17 protein-coding genes are annotated in these 15,060 nt (G+C 69.0%); 11 read left to right on the top strand and 6 right to left on the bottom strand.

Annotation, left to right across the window (positions count from 1 at the left end; all coding sequences use genetic code 11):
• Positions 1-9: 9 nt before the first annotated feature.
• Positions 10-1,053 (bottom strand): phosphoribosylformylglycinamidine cyclo-ligase, encoded by a 1,044-nt coding sequence (gene purM / locus AC3IRM_RS04650; RefSeq protein ID WP_489205083.1) that lies wholly within the window; start codon positions 1,051-1,053, stop codon positions 10-12.
• 146 nt (positions 1,054-1,199) lie between these two features.
• Between purM and AC3IRM_RS04655 the strand changes: the two genes are divergently transcribed.
• The 3 genes from AC3IRM_RS04655 to hda are packed head-to-tail and all read left to right on the top strand — an operon-like array spanning position 1,200 to position 4,220.
• Positions 1,200-2,294: a DUF2066 domain-containing protein gene (locus AC3IRM_RS04655; RefSeq protein ID WP_489205084.1), complete on the top strand. Its 1,095-nt coding sequence runs from the start codon at positions 1,200-1,202 to the stop codon at positions 2,292-2,294.
• 32 nt (positions 2,295-2,326) lie between these two features.
• Positions 2,327-3,511 (top strand): AI-2E family transporter, encoded by a 1,185-nt coding sequence (locus AC3IRM_RS04660; protein ID WP_489205085.1) that lies wholly within the window; start codon positions 2,327-2,329, stop codon positions 3,509-3,511.
• 7 nt (positions 3,512-3,518) lie between these two features.
• Entirely contained in the window at positions 3,519-4,220 is a 702-nt protein-coding gene (gene hda / locus AC3IRM_RS04665; protein WP_489205086.1) for a DnaA regulatory inactivator Hda, read from the top strand.
• Positions 4,221-4,292: 72 nt separating this feature from the next.
• Here the strand turns inward: hda and murU are convergent, their stop codons facing one another.
• Positions 4,293-4,949, bottom strand: coding sequence for an N-acetylmuramate alpha-1-phosphate uridylyltransferase MurU (murU, locus tag AC3IRM_RS04670; RefSeq protein ID WP_489205837.1), 657 nt, complete (start codon positions 4,947-4,949; stop codon positions 4,293-4,295).
• Positions 4,950-5,176: 227 nt separating this feature from the next.
• Here murU and AC3IRM_RS04675 point away from each other — a divergent pair, with 227 nt between their 5' ends.
• Positions 5,177-5,650 carry a DUF6491 family protein gene (locus AC3IRM_RS04675; protein WP_489205087.1) on the top strand — a complete coding sequence of 158 codons (474 nt, stop codon included), beginning with the start codon at positions 5,177-5,179 and terminating at the stop codon, positions 5,648-5,650.
• Here AC3IRM_RS04675 and AC3IRM_RS04680 read toward each other — a convergent pair.
• Genes AC3IRM_RS04680 through ftsY form a run of 4 tightly spaced genes read right to left on the bottom strand, consistent with a single transcriptional unit; the run spans position 5,626 to position 9,612 of the window.
• Positions 5,626-5,901 carry an oxidative damage protection protein gene (locus AC3IRM_RS04680; RefSeq protein WP_310151089.1) on the bottom strand — a complete coding sequence of 92 codons (276 nt, stop codon included), beginning with the start codon at positions 5,899-5,901 and terminating at the stop codon, positions 5,626-5,628. The two genes, AC3IRM_RS04675 and AC3IRM_RS04680, sit on opposite strands and share 25 nt — an antisense overlap.
• A gap of 2 nt (positions 5,902-5,903) precedes the next feature.
• Complete coding sequence (gene mutY / locus AC3IRM_RS04685) at positions 5,904-6,986, bottom strand: A/G-specific adenine glycosylase (RefSeq protein ID WP_489205088.1); 1,083 nt, start codon at positions 6,984-6,986, stop codon at positions 5,904-5,906.
• On the bottom strand, positions 6,983-8,290 hold the full coding sequence (locus AC3IRM_RS04690; RefSeq protein ID WP_489205089.1) for an AsmA family protein: 1,308 nt from the start codon (positions 8,288-8,290) through the stop codon (positions 6,983-6,985). Before AC3IRM_RS04690 ends, mutY begins: the two co-directional genes overlap by 4 nt.
• Positions 8,287-9,612: a signal recognition particle-docking protein FtsY gene (gene ftsY, locus AC3IRM_RS04695; protein WP_489205838.1), complete on the bottom strand. Its 1,326-nt coding sequence runs from the start codon at positions 9,610-9,612 to the stop codon at positions 8,287-8,289. Before ftsY ends, AC3IRM_RS04690 begins: the two co-directional genes overlap by 4 nt.
• A gap of 81 nt (positions 9,613-9,693) precedes the next feature.
• Here ftsY and rsmD point away from each other — a divergent pair, with 81 nt between their 5' ends.
• The 7 genes from rsmD to AC3IRM_RS04730 all read left to right on the top strand — a co-directional run bounded on the left by rsmD (position 9,694) and on the right by AC3IRM_RS04730 (position 15,022).
• Positions 9,694-10,305 carry a 16S rRNA (guanine(966)-N(2))-methyltransferase RsmD gene (gene rsmD / locus AC3IRM_RS04700; RefSeq protein ID WP_489205090.1) on the top strand — a complete coding sequence of 204 codons (612 nt, stop codon included), beginning with the start codon at positions 9,694-9,696 and terminating at the stop codon, positions 10,303-10,305.
• A gap of 75 nt (positions 10,306-10,380) precedes the next feature.
• Complete coding sequence (coaD, locus tag AC3IRM_RS04705) at positions 10,381-10,875, top strand: pantetheine-phosphate adenylyltransferase (protein WP_489205091.1); 495 nt, start codon at positions 10,381-10,383, stop codon at positions 10,873-10,875.
• A gap of 41 nt (positions 10,876-10,916) precedes the next feature.
• The gene (locus tag AC3IRM_RS04710; RefSeq protein WP_489205092.1) at positions 10,917-11,468 is read left to right on the top strand and encodes a hypothetical protein; all 552 of its coding nucleotides are present in this window, start codon (positions 10,917-10,919) and stop codon (positions 11,466-11,468) included.
• A gap of 159 nt (positions 11,469-11,627) precedes the next feature.
• Complete coding sequence (locus AC3IRM_RS04715) at positions 11,628-11,882, top strand: YfhL family 4Fe-4S dicluster ferredoxin (RefSeq protein ID WP_232115790.1); 255 nt, start codon at positions 11,628-11,630, stop codon at positions 11,880-11,882.
• Positions 11,879-13,663 (top strand): gamma-glutamyltransferase, encoded by a 1,785-nt coding sequence (gene ggt / locus AC3IRM_RS04720; RefSeq protein ID WP_489205093.1) that lies wholly within the window; start codon positions 11,879-11,881, stop codon positions 13,661-13,663. Before AC3IRM_RS04715 ends, ggt begins: the two co-directional genes overlap by 4 nt.
• Positions 13,664-13,709: 46 nt before the next feature.
• Positions 13,710-14,618, top strand: a complete 909-nt coding sequence (locus AC3IRM_RS04725) for an MBL fold metallo-hydrolase (RefSeq protein ID WP_489205094.1) — start codon at positions 13,710-13,712, stop codon at positions 14,616-14,618.
• Entirely contained in the window at positions 14,615-15,022 is a 408-nt protein-coding gene (locus tag AC3IRM_RS04730) for an MAPEG family protein (RefSeq protein ID WP_489205095.1), read from the top strand. The genes AC3IRM_RS04725 and AC3IRM_RS04730 overlap by 4 nt, the downstream gene beginning before the upstream one ends.
• Positions 15,023-15,060 lie beyond the last annotated feature (38 nt).

Below are 15,060 nucleotides of genomic sequence, written 5' to 3' on the forward strand. Positions count from 1 at the left end.
GCGCCGGAATCAGCCGATGCGGACGCGATCGCCGTCGCCGGCTTCGACCACTTCGCCGATCGTCCAGTGGGCGAGGTCCAGGCCATCGAGCGCGCGGCCGAACGCATCCACACTGTCGGCCGGCACCACCAGCACGAAGCCGATGCCGCAGTTGAACGTACGCCACATCTCGTGATCGGCCACCGCGCCTTCGCGCTGCAGCCACTCGAACACCGGCGGCTGCGGCCACGACCTGGCATCGATCGTCAGGCCGAGTCCGTCCGGAATCACCCGGATGATGTTCTCGGTCAGGCCGCCGCCGGTGACGTGGGCCATCGCGTGCAGTTGCGGGCCGAGGTCGCCGCGCAGCAGTTCCAGCACCGGCTTGACGTACAGCGTGGTCGGCGCCATCAGCGCGTCGACCAGGTTCACGCCGCCGACTTCGACATCGGTCGGGCGGCCGGCACGTTCGAAGATGCGGCGGATCAGCGAGTAGCCATTGGAGTGCGGGCCACTCGACGCGATGCCGACCAGCACGTCGCCGGCCTGCACCTGACTGCCGTCGCGCAGCTCGGATTTCTCGACCGCGCCGACGGTGAAGCCGGCCAGGTCGTATTCGCCGATGCCGTACATGTCCGGCATCTCGGCGGTCTCGCCGCCGATCAGCGCGCAACCCGACAGCTCGCAGCCGCGGGCGATGCCGCCGATGACCGACGCGGTGGTGTCGATGTCGAGCTTGCCGGTGGCGAAGTAGTCGAGGAAGAACAACGGCTCGGCGCCCTGCACCAGCACGTCGTTGACGCACATCGCGACCAGATCGATGCCGATCGTGTCGTGTCGGCCGAACTGCTGGGCCAGCTTGAGCTTGGTGCCGACGCCGTCGGTGCCGGAGACCAGCACCGGTTCGCGGTACTTGCCCGAGAGATCGAACAGCGCGCCGAAGCCGCCCAGGCCGCCCATGACCTCGGGCCGGAAGCTGCGCTTGACCAGCGGCTTGATGCGTTCGACGAGTGCGTTGCCCGCGTCGATGTCGACGCCTGCATCACGGTAGGTCAGGGGAGTGGGAGCGGTCACGGCAGCCGTCGCAAGGCGGGAAGACCGGGGATTTTAGCAGCCGGCCGGCCCGCAGTCGTGCCCCGTGCATCCGCGTCGCCACGGACCGTCCGCATCGTTTATGGCACCATCGCGCCTCGATGACGCCCCGATCCAGGACTTGCCGGATGCACCGCCCGAAGCGCTCGTTCAACCTCATGACGTGGCTGCTGGCCGCGCTGCTGGGCACGTTCGTCGTGTCGGGCACTGCATCCGCGCAGCGCGTGGAAGGCGACCGGGCCGCGGCCGTCGGCCTCTATGCGGCCGAGATTCCGGTGCGCAGCCAGAGCGAATCCGAGCGTGAAGCCGGTTTCTCGCGGGCACTTGCACAGGTGCTCGGCAAGCTGTCGGGCGACCGCAATGCCGCCCAGCGTCCAGGCGTGGCGCAGGAACTGCGTCGCGCGGCCCAGTACGTCGAGGGTTACGACTACCGCCAGGACGAGGGCGTGTCCTCGCGCGGCTCGCCGACCTTCACCACGACGCTGGTCGTGCGCTTCCGCCAGGACGACGTCGACGCCGTCGCCGGTGCGCTGGGCCTGCCGGTGTGGCCGGACCCGCGGCCCAAGCCGGTGATGTGGCTGGCGATCGACGACGGCTCCGGCCCGCGCCTGGTCGCCCTGCCGCAGAACAACGTGGCCCGTCCGACGCTGCAGCGCGCGATCGAACGTGGCTACCGCCTCGGCCTGCCGACCGGCAGTGCCGCCGAACAGGCCGCGGTCGGCGCCATCTGGCGCGGCGACACGGCGTCGGTCGCGCGTATTTCGGCCCGCTACAACCCGCCGATGCAGCTCATCGGCAAGCTCTACCGTGACGGCGCCGGCTGGAAGGCCGACTGGATCTTCGTCGACGGCGGCCGCGTGCTCGCGCGCTGGAGCGAGACCGGCGCCGATGCGCGGCGCACGCTGGCCAGCGGCGCCGACGGCGCGGCCGATGCGCTGACCAGGCGCTATGCGCGCACCAGCCCGACCGGCGCACCGTCGACCCAGGCGATCGTGTTCTCGGGCATCAACAGTGGCGCCGACTACATCAAGCTCTCCGCGCAGTTGCAGCGCATGTCGGTGGTGCGCGGCATCCGTCCGGTCCGCGCCACGCCGATCGGGCTGGAGATCGAACTCGATCTGCTGACCGGCCTGACCGGCTTCCGTCGCATGGCCGACGAGAACGTGCTCGTGGAAGCCGACGGCAACCTCGAGGGCGTCACGCCCGTGTTCCATTTGCGCTGATCCCTTCTCCGCTGTTCCGCACGGACCGCCCGATGATCCAGACCGACCCCGCGAACGCCGACATCGCGCGTTTCCTCAAGCGCCTGCAATGGGGTCTGGTGGCGTTCGCCGTCGGCTACGTGATCTGGCTGCTCGGCCCGATCCTCACCCCCTTCGTGCTCGCGCTGCTGCTCGGCTGGCTCGGCGATCCGCTGGTCGATCGCCTCGAGCGTCGCGGCCGGTCGCGCGCGGTCGCGGTCACGCTGGTGTTCCTGCTGATGACGCTGCTGCTGGCGCTGGTGCTGATCATCCTGGTGCCGATGATCGAGCGGCAGATCGTCACGTTGATCGACAGCCTGCCGGAATACCGCGACTGGCTGCTCGGCACGGCGCTGCCGTGGATCGAACAGCGCACCGGCTATGAAGTGGTGTCGTGGCTCGACACCGACCGCATGATCGAACTGATCCGCGGACACTGGCAGCAGGCCGGTGGCGTCGCGGCGACCGTGCTGGCCTATGTATCGCGGTCGGGCTTCGCGATCCTCGCACTGGTCATCAACCTGGTGCTGGTGCCGATCCTGGCCTTCTATTTCATGCGCGACTGGGATCTGCTGGTCGAGCGCGTCGCCGCGCTGATTCCTCGCGATCACATCGGCACCGTCACCCGGCTTGCGCATGAGACCAGCGAATCGCTCGGCGGCTTCCTGCGCGGCCAGTTCCTGGTGATGCTGGGGCAGGGTGCAATCTATGCAGTGGGCATGTCGCTGGTCGGCCTGCGCCTGGGCCTGTTGATCGGCATGGTCGCCGGTCTGATCAGTTTCATTCCGTATCTCGGCGCGACCGTCGGCATCCTGCTTGCGGTGATTGCGGCCATCGTGCAGGCCCAGGGCTTCGACTGGCAGTTGCTGATCCTGATCGGTGTGGTGTTCACGGTCGGCCAGCTGGTCGAGAGTTACGTGCTGACGCCGCGCCTGGTCGGTGACCGTATCGGTCTGCATCCGGTCGCGGTGATCTTCGCGGTGCTGGCCGGCGGCCAGCTGTTCGGTTTTCTCGGCATGCTGCTGGCGTTGCCGGTCGCCGCTGTGGCCAATGTGCTGCTGCGCTACGCACACGAGCGCTATCTGCACAGCCGCCTGTATGAAGGCGACAAGCCGGGGATCGAGATCGCGGGCGCGGCTGCATCGCAGCGCCCGGTGATCATCGTGACCGGCGCCGAGGGTACGGACGTCGAGCGTTGAGCCTCTCATGAGTGGCCCATCGCCCCAGCTGCCGCTGGCGCTCCGGTATCCCCCGGACCAGCGGCTCGAAACCTTCGTCGCCGACGACACCGCGCTGCTGCCGCAACTGCGCGATTTCGCGTTGGCCGGCGTGCGCCGAGGCCTGTACGTCGAAGGCGCGGCCGGTACCGGTAAGACCCATCTCGCGATCGCGCTGTGCGCGGAAGCCGACCGGCTGGGCCGTCGCGCGGTGTATCTGCCGCTGCGGGGCATCGCCGGCCGCCTGCGTGACGCCGCGCAGGCGCTCGATGGACACGATCTGGTCGCGATCGACGATGTTGATGTGATTGCCGGTGACCGTGACGACGAGGTCGCGCTGTTCGATCTGCACAACCGCTTGCACGATGCCGGTCGCGCGGTGTTCTACACCGCGTCGGCCGCGCCGGAAGCGCTCGCGCTCGGTCTGCCCGATCTGCGTTCACGGCTCGGCCAATGCATCCGCGTGCCGCTGCCCGTGCTCGAAGACGCCGGCCGCCATGAACTGCTGCGCCTGCGCGCTGAGCGCCGCGGCCTGCAGGTCGACGCCGCCACCATCGATTGGCTGCTGCGTCGCGTCGACCGCGATCTGCCCGCGCTCACCGCGTTGCTGGATCGCCTTGACCATGCCTCGCTCGCATCGCAGCGTCGCTTGACCGTCCCCTTCGTGCGTCAGGTGCTGGCGCTCGACTGAGCGAGTCGGTTGCGGAAGCCGTTCGCGGGATGGGGAGCGCGGAGCCATCCCGTCCTGCCGCTCCCGCGCACCTCAACCCAGGGTTGCGTCCAGCTGCGCCAGCCGCTCCGGCGTCCCCACATCGGTCCAGCGGCCCGGATGATGCGCACCACTCACGCGATTTCTGTTCATCGCCGCGCGAAGCAACGGCGCCAGCTTGAATCGCGGCGGTTCCAGATCGACGCTGGGTGCGTTGCCGACGACGTCGCGCCAGTCATGCAGCAGGGCGGGGCGATAGACGCCGATACCCGAGAACGTCAGCTTCGCGTCGCCATCGCTGCGCACCCGTGCGCCATCGAGTGCGAAGTCGCCGGCCGGGTTGTGCGTCGGGTTGTCGACGAGCAGCAGATGCGCGTCACCGTCGGGCTCGGCTGGAAGACGCGCGAAATCGTAGTCGCTCCAGATGTCGCCATTGACCGCGATGAAAGGCGCATCGTCGAGCAGGCGCAGCGCATGCAGCATGCCGCCGCCGGTTTCGAGCGGCGGCGCGCCTTCGTGCGAGTAGTGCAAGCGGAGTCCCCAGCGGCTGCCGTCGCCGAGCGTCGGTTCGAAGCGCTCGGCGAGCCAGGACACGTTGACCACGACATCGCGTACGCCGAGCGCGGCGAGTTTTTCCAGATGCCAGACGATCAGGGGTTTACCGCCTGCCGCCAGCAGCGGTTTGGGCGTGGTGTCGGTCAACGGCCGCATGCGTTCGCCCAGACCCGCGGCGAAGATCAGGGCCTGGCGATGGAGGGCGGGTGCGGTCGCGTTCGACACGGTGGATCCAGCAGGGCGGGCGCGACAGCGTAACCGTCAGCCGGAGTGCCGGCGAGCCGGCCCGCGGCTGAACGTCGGCGGCGGATTGCCGGGTGCGCGGCCCATGCCGGGCGCATCATCGACGCATCTCCGCAACCGCGCATCCGCAGGAGCCCGTCATGGTCTCGAGCCTCCGCCGCCGTCTTCGCACCGCAGCAGCGCTGCTCGCGGTCCTCGCACTCGCCGCCTGCGGGACCTTTCCGCGCACCACCGACGCGGAGAAGTACGCGCTCTACGATGCGCATGCCGGAGAAGCGGTCAATCACTTCCGCTATTTCGGCTCCGTCAACGGCTGGACGCCGCTCGGTGATTCGGCACTCGCGGTGTGGACGCGCCCGAGCGAGGCCTGGCTGCTGGACCTGTCCGGACGGTGCCAGGATCTGACATCGACGTCTGCGATCGGTCTGACCAGCAACATGAGCCGGGTCAATGCGCGTTTCGACAAGGTGCTGGTGCGCAGCCGCGCATCGGTCAGTATCCCGTGCCACATCCAGCAGATCCGTCCGTTGGACATCAGAGCGATCCGCGCGGCCGAGAAGCGCAATCCCGCGGACGCGCCTGCGATGGATCAGGCGTCGGACGCGGGCACGTAACCCGCCACACTACCGGTCTGGCGTTCGAAGAGGTACTTGCGCATCTCGCCTTCGAGGAAAGCGCGGTGCTTGGGATCCAGCGGCGACAGCCGGTTCTCGTTGATCAGCATCGTCTGGTGCGCCAGCCAGCGCGCCCAGGCCGGCTTGCCGATTTCGGCGAAGACCTGCTTGCCGAGTTCACCGGGCCAGGGAATGAAATCCAGACCCTCGGTTTCGGTCTGGTCGTGAACGCAGAAGACGCGTCGGCTCATGGTCAATCCTCCAGGGCGGCGATGCGCGGCGCGAGCAGCAGCGTGCGGATCGGGGCGGGAATGCCGAGCGTCGCGAGTTCGTCGCGTGCCACCCAGCGCAGTCGGTCATTGTCGCCCACCCTGTGACGGGCCGGGAGGCTGTGCCAGTGCAGCGGCTGCAGGCGCAGCTTGAAGTGGGTGAAGCCGTGCTGCACCGGCGGCAGGCGTTGCGGCGTATCGAGATCGACGGCGTCGACGAGGCCCGATGCGTGCGCGCGCAGCCAATCGACTGCGCGCGTGTCGTCTTCGGCCTGCGGCAGCGACCACAACGATGCCCAGATGCCGGTCGGCGGGCGCTTCTCGAGCAGCACGCGGCCTTTGCCGTCTTCCAGCAGCAGCACGCTGGCTTCGCGCTCGGGCAGCGCCTTGGTCGGCCGCGGCGTCGGCAGTTCGTCGACGCGCCCCTGCGCGAACGCGGCGCAGTCCTCGTTGACCGGGCACAGCAGACACACGGGGTTGTGGCGCGTACACAGCGTCGCGCCGAAATCCATCTGCGCCTGGGTGTAGTCGGCCAGCTGCGTGTCCGGCAGCAGCATTCCGGCGATCGACCACAACTGTTTTTCGACCTTCGGTTGCGCAGGCCAGCCTTCGACGGCGTGACGCCGGGCGAGCACGCGCTTGACGTTGCCGTCGAGGATCGGAAACGGATCGCCCCAGGCCTGCGACAGGATCGCGCCTGCCGTGCTGCGGCCGATGCCGGGCAGGGCGAGCAGGGCGTCGAGGTCGCGCGGCAGATCGCTTTCGTGCAGTTCGACGCAGCGCTGCGCGGCCGCGTGCAGATTGCGCGCGCGGGCGTAGTAGCCGAGCCCCGACCACAGCGCGAGTACGGTGTCCTGCGGCGCATCGGCCAGTGCGCGCACGTCGGGCAGCGCGTCGACGAAACGCTCGAAGTAGGGAATCACGACCCGCACCTGAGTCTGCTGCAGCATGATTTCCGACAGCCACACGCGATACGGCGTGCGCGGATGCTGCCACGGCAGATCGTGCCGACCGTGCACGTCGAACCAGGCCAGCAGGCGCGTCGCGTAATCGGTGCGGGCGATCATGGCGGCGCGTCCCCGCTGCCGTCGTCGAATGTGATCTCCAGGCCTTGCAGCATCGCGCCTGATACTTCGACGCGATCGGCCGTCAGGCGTCCGCGCAATGGCGGCAGCGGCGAACCGGTCGAAAGTGCATCGACCCAGCGCAGCATCGCGGCGATTCGCGCCTCGCCATCGAAGCTTGCATGTTCGTGTTCGAGCCGCAGTGCGATCGGCGCCGATGCATCCACGGGGCCTTCATAGCGCAGCGCGAACGGCAGCGGCTGGGTCGAATCCGACAGCGGCGCCGGCAGCGCAGGCCATGCCTCGGGCCAACGCGCGATGCGGCCGTCGAGTGCGAGCGAAAGTCGCTCGCCCAGCGCGACCCGGCCACCGGCGATCAGATCCGGCACCACGCCTCCGCCGCGAAGCGCGAGACCCATCGGCGCGAACCCCAGCGCGTTGCCGTCACCGCCGACATGCAGCGCACCGTACAGACCGAGCACGAACGGCAGCGGCTCGGCCGCGTCGGTGCCCTGCCAGCGCGCATCGAGTGCGATGCGCAGCGGCGACAACGCGAAGCCGGGCATGTCTGCGTCGATGCGCGTGGCGTCGGCCTGCAGCGTGGTGTCGAGGCGGCCGGCTGCATGCACCAGCGCGAGCGTGCCGCGTGCTTGCAGCTCGCGTGCATCGACCGCGCGGTCCGCGTGCAGGTGCAGCCGGAACGGTGCCTGCAGCGCGTCGAGATGCGCGGTGCCTGCGATATGCGCGTCGAGCGCACGGTCGGCCTGCAAGGCGGGGAGGTCCACGGCCAGCCCGTCGACATACCAGCCATCGCCGTCGAGACGCCCGCGCACGATGCGCACGCCGTCGGTGATCGCCGGCACCTTGCCGTCGCCCGGTGGACGCGCATCGAGCCAGCGCAGCAGCGACGGCAGGTGCAGGCGCGGTGCGTCGAGTTCGACGCGGGTGATCTCAAGATCGGCGCCGCGGCTGCGGATCGTTTTCCACGGCAGCGACAGCAACATGCGTTCGGCCTGCAGCATCGGTACATCGGACGGGGCCGATCCGGGCGCGGTGATGCCGACCTCGCGCACCACCAGCTGCGGCGTGCCGCGCAGGCGGTACTCGACATCGCCTTCGAACGTGATGCGCAGGCCCAGCGTGGGTTCGAGGCGCGCCAGCACCAGGCGCAGGGCGCGTTCGGGCGGCAGCAACACCTGCACCAGCAGCGCGGCGACGATCGCCAGCACCAGCGCGATCAGCAGCAGGCGCAGCCAGCGCAAACGCCGCGGCGCCGAGGGCTCCGGCGCCGGAGCGGCGTCGTTCACGCCCCCAGCGTCTCCGGCAGCATCGCGTCGACGAAGGCCTCGGCGTCGAACACGCGCAGGTCCTCTGGCCGCTCGCCGATACCGGCGAAGCGGATCGGAATGCCGAATTCGCGGGCCAGCGCGAACACCACGCCACCCTTGGCGGTGCCGTCGAGTTTGGTCACGACGAGACCGGTGACCTGCGCCGCGGCGTTGAACTGGCGCAGTTGCGACAGCGCGTTCTGGCCGGTGGTGCCATCGATGACCATCAGCACTTCGTGCGGCGCGGTCGGATCGATCTTGCCGAGCACCCGGCGGATCTTGCCGAGCTCGGCCATCAGGCCCTGTTGCGTGTGCAGGCGCCCGGCGGTGTCGGCGATCAGGATGCCGGTGCCGCGCGACTTCGCCGCCTGCAGCGCATCGAACGCAACCGCGGCCGGATCGGCGTCCTGCCCCTGGGCGACGACGGGCACGCCGTTGCGCTCGCCCCAGGCCTTGAGCTGGGCGACCGCGGCGGCGCGGAAGGTATCGCCCGCGGCCAGCATCAGATGGTGGCCTTCGTCCTTGTAGCGCTTGGCGAGCTTGCCGATCGTCGTGGTCTTGCCGACGCCGTTGACGCCGACGGTCAGGATCACGAAGGGCTTGGCATTCGTGTCGATGACCAGCGGCCTGGCCACCGGCTCGAGCATCGCGATGAGGTCACCACGCAGCGCCTTGAGCAGATCATTGGCATCGACGAATGCGCGCGCCTTCATGCGCTTGCGCAGGGACTCGACCAGCTCGGTACTCGCCGCGACGCCGACGTCGGCAGTCAGCAGCGCGGTCTCGATCTCGTCGAGCAGATCCTCGTCGAGCTTGGGATTGCGCGAGAACAGGCCGCCGAAGCTTTTCGCGAACGTGCTGCCACCCAGGCGCTCGCGCCAGCCCGACTTGCCCGGTGCGGCGGCGGGCATGGTGCTGGCGAACACGTAGTCGGCGAGTGCCGCCGCCGGATCCACGAACGCAGGCGGCGGGGCCGGCGTTGCAGACGCCTCGGAAACGACCGGGACGGCGCCCGGCGCGATCTCGATTGCTGCCGGCGCGACATCAGTGGACGGGCTGCTGCCCTCGGGCGCGTGCAGTGGCGCCGCGCCAGGCTCGACGGTGCCGGCATCGTGTGTCGTGACCGTCGGCGTCGCCGATGGCGGAGGTGCCACGGGCGGAGCGGGCGGCGATGCAGGCGCAGGTGCGGGCGCAGCGGGCGGCGCGAATGCAGCAGCGATCTCTTCGGCGCTGAGGCGGCGTCGGCCGCTGTCGGCCTCGGGCTTGTCGGAGGGTTTGTCGCGCTTGAACCAGCTGACCATGCGGCCTTCGTAGCCTGGATGGGGGAGAATGGCGCGCATGGTATCACCCGACTTTCAGCGGCCCCGTGCGGGCGCACGCGCATGAATACCCCTCGTCACGGCGGCTCAGGCAGGCCGTCATCGAACGTCAACCGCAACACCGGCCCGGGCCGGGTGCGCATTGTCGGCGGTCGCTGGCGAGGCACGCGTCTCGATGTCCCCGATGTGGCCGGCCTGCGGCCGACCTCTGACCGGGTTCGCGAAACCCTGTTCAACTGGCTGCTGCCGGTGCTGCCCGGTGCGCGCGTGCTCGATTTGTTCGCCGGCACCGGTGCGCTCGGGCTCGAGGCCGTCTCGCGTGGCGCGGCCAGCGCTGTGCTGGTCGAACGCGATCTCGGACTCGCTGCAGCCCTGACCGCAACCGCGGCGCGCCTGTCCGGCGGCGACGTGGTCTCAGTCCAGCGCGGCGATGCGGTGTCGATGGCGGCCGGCTTGCCTGCCGGCAGCATCGACGTCGCCTTCGTCGACCCGCCGTTCGCCGCCGACCTGTGGGCGCAGGCGTTCGCGGCCCTGGCTCCGGCACTTGCAGCAGATGCCTGGCTCTACGTCGAATCGATGGCCGAGCGGCCGGCGTCGCCCGGGGCGGGCTGGCAATTGCACCGCGAGCTGCAGACCCGCGAAGCGCACTGCGCGCTGTACCGGCGCGCCGGCTGATCGCCACCCGCGCCGCTGCTACACTTGCGGTCCGCGCCACGTTCCATCCGATTCCTTCGACAGCGAACGCAAGCCATGAGTGCGAGCCGCAACCGAATCGCGGTCTATCCCGGGACCTTCGATCCGATCACCAACGGCCACGTCGACCTCGTCGATCGTGCCGCGCCGCTGTTCGAAAAACTGATCGTCGGCATTGCCGAAAGTCCGGCCAAGCGCCCGGCCATGACGCTCGAAGAGCGCGTCGAACTGGCACGCCAGGCGACCGCCCATCACACCAATGTCGAAGTCATCGGCTTCGATTCGCTGCTTGCGCACTTCGTGCACGAGGTCGGCGCCGGCGTGTTGCTGCGTGGCCTGCGCGCGGTGTCGGATTTCGAGTACGAGTTCCAGCTCGCCAGCATGAACCGGCATCTGATTCCGGATGTCGAAACGCTGTTCCTCACGCCGGCCGAGCAGTATGGCTTCATCTCCTCCACGCTGGTGCGCGAAATCTCGCGCCTCGGCGGTGACGTGTCGGGCTTCGTGCCCGCCGCAGTCGATCGCGCATTGCGCAAACACTCGCAACGCTGACGTTGCCCATCAAACACCCGAGAACACAAAGAGGGAATGCCATGAAGTCCATCACCCGCGCACTGCTGATCGCCTGCCTCGTCCTGCCGGTCATCGCCTGTAGCAAGGAAGAAGAGCCGCAGCAGGTCGAGGTCGCGCCGGTCGCGGTGCCCACCACCGAGGACAAGACGGCGTGGAACGCCTATCTCAACGACGTGGCCGGCCGCCACATGGAAGGCGTCAACAATTCGCCCTACGTCTATCTGGTGCCGCCGGCGCCCGCGCCTGCAGCCGATGCGCCGCCCGCGGACACCACCACTGCCGATGGCGACCCGACGATGTCGACGCCGGTCGACGGCGCCTATGAGCGTCTGCTGGAGAAGGCCGAGCAGGATGTGTCCCGCGGTATCACCCGCGGCAACCTGCTGATCTTCGCGGGCCTGGATTCGACGCGTACCGCGGATCTGGTCGTGGCCTCCTTTGCCAAGGTCGGCACCGGCACGATGAATGGTGTGCGCGTGCTGTTCATCGGCAGCGCGGCGGACAGCGAGCGGGTCAAGGCCGTGGTCGAGCCGACCGGTTCGGAGTACGTGTTCATCGACAACGCGGCCTGATCCACTGCCGCGACGGCGGCCGGCGCGTCCGGCCGGCCGTCTGCCACAACGCCACCGCGCGCTCGCCCGGTGGCGTTGTCGTTTCCGGCGCAGGCGCGCGGTGGACGCAGTTCCATCGATGGAACGCCGGGGGTGCGGCCCAGCCCCTACAATGCGCGGATGTCACTGAAGATCAACGAGCTCTGCGTCAACTGCGACGTCTGCGAGCCGGCCTGCCCGAACCAGGCGATCGCCCAGGGCGAGACGATCTACGTCATCGATCCGGCGCGTTGCACCGAATGCGTGGGCCACTTCGACGAGCCGCAGTGCGTGGTCGTCTGCCCGGTCGAATGCATCGATCCCGATCCCGACATTCCCGAAACCCAGGTGCAGTTGCTCGCCAAGCTGGCGCGCCTGCAGCAGGAGGCGTCATGAACCGGTCCCGCTTCGCGTTCGCTGGCATGCCGGCGTTGCTGCTGTCGATGCTGCTGCTCGCGGTCGCGCCGTCCTGCGCGCGCGACGTTCGCGCGCTCGACGCACCTGCCGCGCGCACTGCGCAGAGCACGGCGACGCCGCCCGGCAACGCGGTCGCCTCGGCGCATGCGCTCGCGACCGAAGCGGGCCTGCAGGTGATGCGCGAGGGCGGTAATGCCTTCGATGCGGCGGTCGCGACCTCGGCGGTGCTGTCGGTGGTCGAGCCGATCTCGTCCGGCCTCGGCGGCGGCGGGTTCTTCCTGCTGCACGACGCATCAAGCGGCCGCGACATCTTCGTCGACGCGCGCGAAACCGCGCCGGCCAGCGCGCATTCGGATCGCTACCGCAAAGCCGACGGCAGCTTCGACCGCGACCGCGCCGAGAACGGACCGTGGTCGGCCGGCATTCCCGGTCTGCCGGCGGCGTTCGTGCATATCGCCGAGACCTACGGCGCGCTGCCGTTGTCGAAGTCACTGGCGCCGGCGATCCGCATCGCCGAAGAAGGCTTCCCGGTCTATGCGCGGTTCGCGCGGGGCTACCAGTCGCGGCGTGCGGTCATGGAGCGCTACCCCGGCACGCGCGCGGTGTTTCTCGCCGACGGCCGCGCGCCGGAAGAGGGCGACGTGTTCCGCCAGCCCGATCTCGCGCGCACGCTGCGCCTGCTGGCCGAACGCGGTTTCGACGGGTTCTACGGCGGTGAGACCGGCGCGAAGCTCGTGGCAGGTGTCAACGCGGAAGGCGGCGAGTGGACCGCTGCGGATCTGGCGGCGTACAAGGTCGTCGAGCGCGCGCCCATTCGCTTCCGCTATCACGACTGGGACGTCGTCACCGCACCGCCGCCGTCGTCGGGTGGCATCGCGATGGCGCAGATGCTGCAGATCCTCGAGCCGTACGATCTGACCCAGCTCGACGATGCCACGCGCACGCACCTGGTCGTCGAATCGATGCGCCGCGCGTTCCGCGACCGCACCTTCTATCTGGGCGATCCGGACTTCGTGACGATTCCGCAGCGCACGCTGCTCAGCCGCGACTACGCCGCCGGCCTGCGCGCGACGATCAATCCGGGCAAGGCGACGCCGAGTGATCTGCTGTCAGGCGAGGCGACGCCGCTGGAAGACGAAGAGACCACGCACTTCTCGATCATCGACGCTGCCGGCAACCGCGCGGCGGTCACGCAGACGGTCAACCTGCTGTTCGGCAGCGGTCTCGTCGCGCCGGGCACCGGTGTGCTGCTCAACAACGAGATGGACGATTTCGCGCTGCAGCCCGGCGTGCCGAACGCATTCGGTGTGATGGGCTTCGACGCGAATGCGCCGGCGCCGGGCAAACGCCCACTGAGCTCGATGACCCCGACCTTCCTCGTGTCCGACGACCGCGTCGCTGTGCTCGGCACGCCCGGCGGCAGCCGCATCATCACGATGGTGCTGCTGGGCATCCTCGGCTACGACGCGGGCCTCGACGCGCAAAGCGTCGCCGCGCTTCCGCGTTACCACCACCAGTGGATGCCGGACGTGATCTCGGCCGAATCCGACGCGTTCTCCGCCGACACCGCGGCGAAGCTGCGCGCGATGGGCCATACCGTCAATCTGCCCGGTGATCGCGCGGCCGGTGGCCGCGGGTCCAGCCACGTCTGGGGCAATCTGCAGACCATCGAGTGGAACCGCGCGGACGGCACGCTGGCCGGCGGCAGCGATCCGCGCAATCCGGTGGGCTCGGCGACGGTGGAAGCGGTCGCGCGCTGATCGGCCGCGCTTACAATCGACCACCGGTCTGACGCGGGAGGGCGTCATGAAACTGTGGTCGATCCAGGGCAACACGCAGAAGCTCGATGGCGGCTCGATGTTCGGCAACGCGCCGCGCGCGATGTGGACGCAGTGGACCACGCCCGACGACCTCAACCGCATTCCGCTGGCGACGCGCGGCCTGCTGGCGACGCCGCTCAACGGCAAGACGGTGCTGTTCGAGACCGGCATCGGCGCCTTCTTCGAGCCGAAGCTGCGCGCACGTTTCGGCGTGCAGGAAGACCGGCACGTGCTGCTCGATTCGCTGCGCGACGCGGGCTTCGACCACACCGACATCGACGTCGTCGTGCTGAGCCATCTGCATTTCGACCACGCCGGCGGTCTGCTGGCGCCGTGGTCGGACGGCGCTGCGCCGGCGCTGCTGTTTCCGAACGCGACCTTCGTGCTGTCCACGCCGCACTGGTTGCGTGCGAAGCGGCCGCATGCCCGCGACCGCGCGAGCTTCATTCCAGGCCTGTGCGAACTGCTGGAAGCGACAGGCCGGCTGGAGTTCATCGAGGGCGCGCATGCACCGTCGCTCGGCGATGCGGTGCGCTTCCATTACAGCGACGGCCACACGCCCGGCATGATGCTGGCCGAAATCCTCGGCCCCGACGTGCAGGATGGCGCCCATCACGGCGGCGTGGTGTTCTGCGCCGATCTCGTGCCCGGCCTCCCGTGGGTGCACGTGCCGATCACGATGGGTTACGACCGATTTCCGGAGCTGATCATCGACGAAAAGCAGGCCTTTCTCGCCGACATGGCCGCGCGCGGCGTGCGCCTGTTTCTGACCCACGATCCCGAGGTCGCGCTGGTGCAGGTCGTGCGCGACGAGGCCGGCCGTTTCAGCGCGACACATCCGACCGCGGCACTCGCCGCGCGTTCCCTGCAGCACGTCCACGAGACCACACCATGACGCCTCGCATCTCGCTTCTCATCGCATCGCTGCACGTGCTGCTGTACCTCGTGCTGACGATCCGCGTTGTCCTCCACCGCAACGTGCACAAGATCGGCATCGGCACCGGTGGTGACGAATCCCTGTCGCGCAAGGTGCGGGTGCATGCCAACTTCGTCGAATACGTGCCGCTGGGCCTGTTGCTGCTTGCCCTGCTGGAACTGGCGGCGATCAACACGGCGCTACTGTGGATCTTCGGCATCGCGCTGCTGGTCGCGCGTGTGCTGCATGCGATCGGGCTGGGCGGTTCGGCCGGATATTCGTTCGGTCGCGCGACGGGCGCGCTGCTGACGTTCGCGACATTGCTGGCGATGGCGGGGTTCGGGATCTGGCGTTTCGTCATCGGCGCGATGATCGTCGCCTGAGGCACAGGTCCGGGAAAACGCATGCCCTGCTGCAACAG

This window comes from Luteimonas sp. KH_071, assembly GCF_057838005.1.

Excerpts from the sequence above, each read along its gene's own strand:
- AC3IRM_RS04730 (WP_489205095.1), top strand. The coding sequence starts at position 14,615 with ATGACGCCTCGCATCTCGCTTCTCATCGCATCGCTGCACGTGCTGCTG.
- mutY (WP_489205088.1), bottom strand. The coding sequence starts at position 6,986 with ATGATCGCCCGCACCGATTACGCGACGCGCCTGCTGGCCTGGTTCGAC.
- AC3IRM_RS04675 (WP_489205087.1), top strand. The coding sequence starts at position 5,177 with ATGGTCTCGAGCCTCCGCCGCCGTCTTCGCACCGCAGCAGCGCTGCTC.
- AC3IRM_RS04725 (WP_489205094.1), top strand. The coding sequence starts at position 13,710 with ATGAAACTGTGGTCGATCCAGGGCAACACGCAGAAGCTCGATGGCGGC.
- coaD (WP_489205091.1), top strand. The coding sequence starts at position 10,381 with ATGAGTGCGAGCCGCAACCGAATCGCGGTCTATCCCGGGACCTTCGAT.
- AC3IRM_RS04655 (WP_489205084.1), top strand. The coding sequence starts at position 1,200 with ATGCACCGCCCGAAGCGCTCGTTCAACCTCATGACGTGGCTGCTGGCC.
- AC3IRM_RS04710 (WP_489205092.1), top strand. The coding sequence starts at position 10,917 with ATGAAGTCCATCACCCGCGCACTGCTGATCGCCTGCCTCGTCCTGCCG.
- ggt (WP_489205093.1), top strand. The coding sequence starts at position 11,879 with ATGAACCGGTCCCGCTTCGCGTTCGCTGGCATGCCGGCGTTGCTGCTG.
- AC3IRM_RS04715 (WP_232115790.1), top strand. The coding sequence starts at position 11,628 with ATGTCACTGAAGATCAACGAGCTCTGCGTCAACTGCGACGTCTGCGAG.
- rsmD (WP_489205090.1), top strand. The coding sequence starts at position 9,694 with ATGAATACCCCTCGTCACGGCGGCTCAGGCAGGCCGTCATCGAACGTC.
- AC3IRM_RS04680 (WP_310151089.1), bottom strand. The coding sequence starts at position 5,901 with ATGAGCCGACGCGTCTTCTGCGTTCACGACCAGACCGAAACCGAGGGT.
- murU (WP_489205837.1), bottom strand. The coding sequence starts at position 4,949 with ATGCGGCCGTTGACCGACACCACGCCCAAACCGCTGCTGGCGGCAGGC.
- hda (WP_489205086.1), top strand. The coding sequence starts at position 3,519 with ATGAGTGGCCCATCGCCCCAGCTGCCGCTGGCGCTCCGGTATCCCCCG.
- AC3IRM_RS04660 (WP_489205085.1), top strand. The coding sequence starts at position 2,327 with ATGATCCAGACCGACCCCGCGAACGCCGACATCGCGCGTTTCCTCAAG.
- ftsY (WP_489205838.1), bottom strand. The coding sequence starts at position 9,612 with ATGGTCAGCTGGTTCAAGCGCGACAAACCCTCCGACAAGCCCGAGGCC.